This is a genomic window from Pradoshia sp. Z3_51, from assembly GCF_058215915.1.
Window position 1 is genome coordinate 745,036 of record NZ_JBZAJC010000001.1, and the last position, 6,000, is coordinate 751,035.

At 39.4% G+C, this 6,000-nt stretch carries 5 protein-coding genes; 2 read left to right on the forward strand and 3 right to left on the reverse strand.

Annotation, left to right across the window (positions count from 1 at the left end; genetic code table 11):
- The first annotated feature begins 222 nt into the window (after positions 1 to 222).
- A complete protein-coding gene (locus AC4BHA_RS03590; RefSeq protein ID WP_490558165.1) occupies positions 223 to 1,398 on the forward strand; it encodes an ROK family protein in 1,176 nt (391 codons plus the stop codon).
- A 253-nt stretch (positions 1,399 to 1,651) separates the two neighbouring features.
- Here the strand turns inward: AC4BHA_RS03590 and AC4BHA_RS03595 are convergent, their stop codons facing one another.
- Complete coding sequence (locus tag AC4BHA_RS03595; protein WP_490558166.1) at positions 1,652 to 2,089, reverse strand: VOC family protein; 438 nt, start codon at positions 2,087 to 2,089, stop codon at positions 1,652 to 1,654.
- 113 nt (positions 2,090 to 2,202) lie between these two features.
- On the reverse strand, positions 2,203 to 3,030 hold the full coding sequence (ypfJ, locus tag AC4BHA_RS03600; RefSeq protein ID WP_490558167.1) for a KPN_02809 family neutral zinc metallopeptidase: 828 nt from the start codon (positions 3,028 to 3,030) through the stop codon (positions 2,203 to 2,205).
- A gap of 256 nt (positions 3,031 to 3,286) precedes the next feature.
- On the opposite strand from ypfJ, the gene AC4BHA_RS03605 reads away from it, so the two are divergent.
- A complete protein-coding gene (locus AC4BHA_RS03605; RefSeq protein ID WP_490558168.1) occupies positions 3,287 to 3,577 on the forward strand; it encodes a S1 domain-containing protein in 291 nt (96 codons plus the stop codon).
- A 284-nt stretch (positions 3,578 to 3,861) separates the two neighbouring features.
- Here AC4BHA_RS03605 and AC4BHA_RS03610 read toward each other — a convergent pair.
- A partial coding sequence (locus tag AC4BHA_RS03610; RefSeq protein WP_490558169.1) for a Cna B-type domain-containing protein occupies positions 3,862 to 6,000 on the reverse strand: 2,139 nt, incomplete at its 5' end.

The window sequence follows — 6,000 nt, forward strand, 5'->3', positions numbered from 1 at the left end:
TATAAATAATTATAATATTACATTCTCGTTAGAAAGCAGAGGTTCCTGAATGATTAAGTATCGCGTCATACCCATACCCGTCTTTATGAAAAGCCTATACATATTTTTTAATCATCTATTTCGTTACGTTTAGATTACTATTCCCAGGCGGATGTACGATGTTTTTTGTTTTGAAAGAGTATGGTATAACTATCAATAGAGATAGAAAGAAGGAGTATAGATATGAAGTGGAATCAGCAAACCATTAAAATCAATAATAAACTAAAAATACTGGAATCCATTCGAGATGATGCACCTATTTCAAGAGCTGATTTAGCACAAAAACTCGGCCTGACAAAGGGCACGGTCTCCACCCTTGTCAACGAGCTTTTGGAAGCGAATATCTGTTATGAAACGGGGCCAGGGGAATCGAGCGGCGGCAGGCGTCCGGTCATGCTTCTCTTTCAACATTCGGCTGCTCATGTGATTGGTATTGATATTGGAGTGAATTACATACTTGGCGTTCTTACAGACCTTAATGGCAACATCATTAAAGAACTCAAGCAGCCAGCTATGAATCCAAACTATGACGAAGCTGTACAGATTATAAATGAGTTAATTCGTTCTCTCCTCACTTCAGCTCCTGATAGTACATATGGGGTCGTTGGGATTGGGCTGGCTGTTCCAGGAATGGTGAACATAGACGGGGAACTTCTGCTCGCTCCTAATTTAGATTGGAAACAGAAGCAATTAAAGAACCAAATCCAGGACGAATTTAATCTGCCTGTCATAATCGAAAATGAAGCAAATGCAGGTGCCTTTGCGGAGAAAAAGATAGGTCCCAGACAATCATCAAACAATACGGTTTATATAAGTGCCGGAATTGGAATAGGAGTTGGAATGATTTTAAACGGTGAACTCTACCGTGGATCTAATGGGTTTGCCGGTGAAATGGGCCATATGATCATTCAATATGATGGATTGCCATGTTCATGCGGAAGTAAAGGGTGCTGGGAATTATATGCTTCTGAAAAGGCATTGATTAAAAAGGCTTCCACCCTCCTCCCATCAAATGAAGAATGGACGCTCGAAAAATTAATTGAACAAGCAGAGAACAATAAACAGATACAAGCAATCTTTACAGAAACCGCAAAGTACCTTGGGATCGGCATTGCCAGCATCACGAACACGTTGAATCCCGAGCAAATCATTATCGGAAACCGCCTTGCTATGGCAAAAGATTTATTAAAGAATGAAGTTGAACATGTTGTAGGAGAATGTGCCCTGGATGCTTCCAAATCCCAGTTGCAGATTCAGTTTTCCAATTTATCCATCTATTCAGCTGCTCTTGGAGTCTCAGCCTTCGCGGTTGAAAATTTTATTCAAATGGTTTGTAAACAATCAAAGGTTAACCTATAAAGGTTGGCCTTTTTTATTGCCTCCCGTAACAAAGTGGATAAGAATGTTTAAGCAGAAGTAAATTCTATGGTCAGACTGGAAGAAAACATTTAGACTAGCAAAATCCAATTCTAAAGGTACCCATACAGTCAAAAGAAAAATCACACAAAAATGAACTGTATGAGCGATTACCGTAACGTAGAGCCAGCAATATCGGTTCCAAGGTAACTAAAGTTTTTTTGTACCTATAAAGGTAGATTAACATCCTCCAATTCTATTCAATAACCAACATGTTGGACTCATCAAATTGCCACATCTCACCATATGCCACTTCCCAATAATATCCGTCCGGATCTGTAAAATAACCTCCATATCCGCCCCAGTCTGTCTTTTCAGGCTGTTTCACAATTTTTGCGCCAGCCTGCTCCGCTTTTTCCATAACACGGTCTACCTCCTCGGCTGATTTCGCATTATAGCCTAGCGTAATTCCTGAAAAAGCAGAAGTTAAATTTGGCGGATTATTCTTATCAAGATCACGCGCTAAATCCTCCAATGGATACAAGGAAATACGGGACCCTTCATTTTTAAAGAAAATAACATGCGGACTAGATTTCGGACCAATCATGGACATGTCAAAGCCCAATTCTTTATAAAACCGATGGGATTCTATAATATTCCTTGTGCCAAGCGTTACTAAGTTTAGACGATTCATTTTTTCTCCTCCTAAATGGTTTACTCTATTAGTTCGATATCGATTATTCTTTTCCTGTTTAAAATAGATAAAAACAAAAAACCTGCTTCGCGAAGCAGGCCTTCTTTTCTTCCTTATGGATTTTTCACATTAAAGGTGTCCCCATCCTCTAAATTCCCGGAATTAAATCCTTTTTTAAACCAGCGCATCCGCTGTTCAGATGAACCATGAGTAAAACTCTCCGGAACCACATACCCTTGAGCCCTTTTTTGGATTGTATCATCGCCAACAGCACTGGCTGCTGTGATAGCCTCCTCCAAATCCCCTTCCTCAAGTAAATCCATACTCTCTGCATGATGAGCCCATACACCGGCTAAATAATCAGCCTGTAATTCAAACCGTACTGAATAGTCATTAGAGCTTGTACGCTGCTGATTTTTGTCGGTTTCCAATAAGGTTTGTACATGGTGGCCGACTTCATGGGCGACAACATAGGCCATCGCAAAATCACCCGGTGCTTGAAACTCCCTTTTCAGCTCATTATAAAAGCTTAAATCTATGTAAAGCTTATGATCTCCTGGGCAATAGAATGGGCCAACAGATGACCCAGCCGTTCCACAGGCTGATTGAACACTATCATTATAGATAACGAGAGTAGGCTCTTCATACACCAAGCCCTCTTCTTTAAAAAGCTTAGTCCAAACCTGCTCTGTATCAGCTAAAACGACTGATACAAATTCAGCGAGCTCCTCTTCCTCCTGTGTTCCAACATACTCTGTATTTGTTGTATTAGTAGATGTGCCTCCTCCCAGTTGATTTAATAGTTCAGTAGGATTTCCACCTAAAAACGTAATCACCAACAATAGTATAATACCGCCAATCCCACCGCCGATGATCCCTTTACTGCTCATCCCTCTGCGGTCTTCCACGTTTGTACTGGCTCTTCTGCCTTTCCATTTCATACAATTTCCTCCCAATCCTCTCTAATCCTATCTATTGCTTATACCCATAATTAAATGGAAGTAATTCATCGGATTGGTAGATTAGCTTATTTCATATCTGTAATATAGATGGGGCAAATCTCTCACACTGTTCATGCTTTCTAGTAATATTTTATTATTTTCTTTGAAAATTATTAAATTGAGTACTAATTTACAGCAAAGGGTATATATTTTATATAAGAGGTATAAAAAAAACAATAATAGAGGATGTTTAAAGATGAAAACATTCAAGGTCGGTCATCCCGTATTTATTATGGAAAAAGGCGAAAAGGTAGAAGGAGTCATTGCCCAAATAGACAATACCAGGCAAACAGCTACTGTCTATTTCAGAAAACCAGTTTATAACCTAAGGAAAAGAACATTTCGGTACGATTATCTCCACAGCTTAGACGAAACAGCCCTAGAAACGGACGACTACTTAGACCTTATGAACCTGGCCAAGTCTTTGGGCCAAAAAGAACTTTACGAAGATTTTATGACAGACTTAAGAAATCTTAATACACACTAACCCCGGCTTACTAATCTCACATCTTAAGATTTACACCTCTACTAAACAATCTACTATCATAATAGAAATTATATTACCTTCTAAATTTAATAGAGATATTTTCTACCTAAGCAGGGCAAGGATTAGTAAGCTGGAATTCTTTTAAAATGTATATTTTTATATAAGATTGTCGTATAGATGGACCACCATTTATACAACATTCATAAAATAAGAAAAACCAGCTTGAGGGAATTAATCCACCCAAGCTGGTTTTCTATTAATTAGTATTCACTTACTCTAAAAGCTTAGTGTTTTCTTTTCCAAACATACAAGCCGCTACCAGCGATAAGGAATACACCTAAAACCAACAGAATATTTAATGTAGATTGGCCAGTTTTAGGGTTTTCAATGAAGTTTTGTACCACTTCCATAATAGTTGGTTCTTCTTGATCTGCAGCTGTGTCATCTTGAACAAATCCTAGAACCTCTTCATTTGTAGCTACTTTAACTGTTACAGAACCTTCCTCAACTATTTCTTCACCATTCACAACCACCTTCGCTACCGCAACGTTCGTTAATTCACCAACGTCCTCCGCAGTAGCCACATGTGTAACTGTAAAGGTTTTAGTTTTGCCTGCTTCCAAATTCTTAATAACCGTATCGAGACCAACCATTTCGTCGACTACGTTCACATCAGTCAAGGCGTGTTTACCTGTGTTCGTAACCGTAATGGTGTATGTGATAGTTTCTCCGACTTTAACCTCTTCTTTATCCGCTTCTTTATTCACATCAAGAGCGTAAGTTGGATCTACTATGACAGTGACTTCATCACTTAACTCCACATCGTCTACAGTTGCAATTATCACATTTGTGTATGTTGTATCCGCAAGGTCTGTTTTCGGAATCACATAGTCAACTTTGTACGTAGCTCTTTCGCCAATCTTAAGATTAATTGGACCTGTATAGCCTTCAAGTTCCAATTGTTCAATATTAGCATCGCCATTTTTACTGAAGATGCCTTTAAGTTCGATTCCTTCCAAATCAATGTCACCTGTATTCTTCACGGTGATTGTATAATGGATGGTTTCACCTTGTTTGTACTCTTGTTTGTCTGTTGTTTTGGATACTTCAAGACTAGGCGTTCCTTTAGTATTTTCAATCGGCATTTTAACTACGGATTGATCTTTGATTGTAACTGTCCATTTTTGTCCTTCTTTAAAAATATACCCTTTAGGAGCCTTCGTTTCTTCTAATTGATATTCTCCGTATGGTAAATTCTCAAAGAGCGCTACCCCTTTATCATTAGTAGTAAGAGTTTGGACATTTCCATCTTCATCAGTAAGCGTAAATTCTGCATCTTTCAAGAATTTATTGTTATCGGCAGAATCAACTTTTACTACTTTCAAGTCCCCAACCGGCTCATAATGATTCGTGAAAGTTACAACTGTTCTATTGTTTTCACTTACCACTATTTGACCTTCAAGTGCTTCTACGGATTCTTCCGTACCGCTGATTTGATAGCTTGTTCCTAGATAGTTGTAAGATTCATTACTGTAAGCTTGATCATGCTTAACTTCTTTGATGGTATACTTGCCTGGTGTCATGCCTTTAAGTACCCTACTATCTCCGGCAGGTATGATGATTTCTTGCTCAGAATCATCTGGGCCTGTAATAATGAAGGTAAACTCAGCAGCATCCAAGTGATCCTCGGATACTCCAGTCACTTCTTTATTCACCATTACGCTTCCAAGCTCATAGCTGTTAGTGATGTCGAAATCCTCAACTGTTGCTTTGTATCCAGGAACTGGTTCCTCAGTCACAGTGTACTTGATTTCCTTACCACCAGCGTACTTGTCAAGATCTTTGAAGGTATACTTCCAGTTGCCTTCCTCATCAGGTGTCACTTTGACACTATCGACTTTCTTGCCGTTACCCAGCAGATTCACCGTGATAGATTCTGGACGTTTACCATCCTGATCCTTGTTGTCATCCCATGTTTTTGTTCCAGAGATATCGATTTTTTCAGGTGTATGGGTGTTGGTAATGTTATAGCCATTTACAGTTGTCTTGTATTCTTTGACCTCTTCCTCGGTTAAAGTGTACTCGACTTCCTGACCTACCTTACCTTTCTGATATTTCGGTAGGTTCGTGAAACTGTATGTCCACTCATCTTCTTCAGTTACAGTCTTGCTGTCAACTTTCTCACCATCGGCCCACAGGTTCACCGTGATGCTATCAGGGCGCTTGCCATCTTGGTTATCTGCATCTTCCCATGTTTTAGTACCGGAGACTTCTGTTACCTCAGGTGTATGGGTATTGGTGATGTTATAGCCATCATAGGTTGGTGTATAACCCTCAACGGCTTCCTCACTCACGGTATAGACGATTTTTTCACCTGCCGCATACTTCGGTAGACCCGTGAAGCTGTATGCCCAGTTATCTTC

Excerpts from the sequence above, each read along its gene's own strand:
- AC4BHA_RS03590 (WP_490558165.1), top strand. The coding sequence starts at position 223 with ATGAAGTGGAATCAGCAAACCATTAAAATCAATAATAAACTAAAAATA.
- AC4BHA_RS03595 (WP_490558166.1), bottom strand. The coding sequence starts at position 2,089 with ATGAATCGTCTAAACTTAGTAACGCTTGGCACAAGGAATATTATAGAA.
- ypfJ (WP_490558167.1), bottom strand. The coding sequence starts at position 3,030 with ATGAAATGGAAAGGCAGAAGAGCCAGTACAAACGTGGAAGACCGCAGA.
- AC4BHA_RS03605 (WP_490558168.1), top strand. The coding sequence starts at position 3,287 with ATGAAAACATTCAAGGTCGGTCATCCCGTATTTATTATGGAAAAAGGC.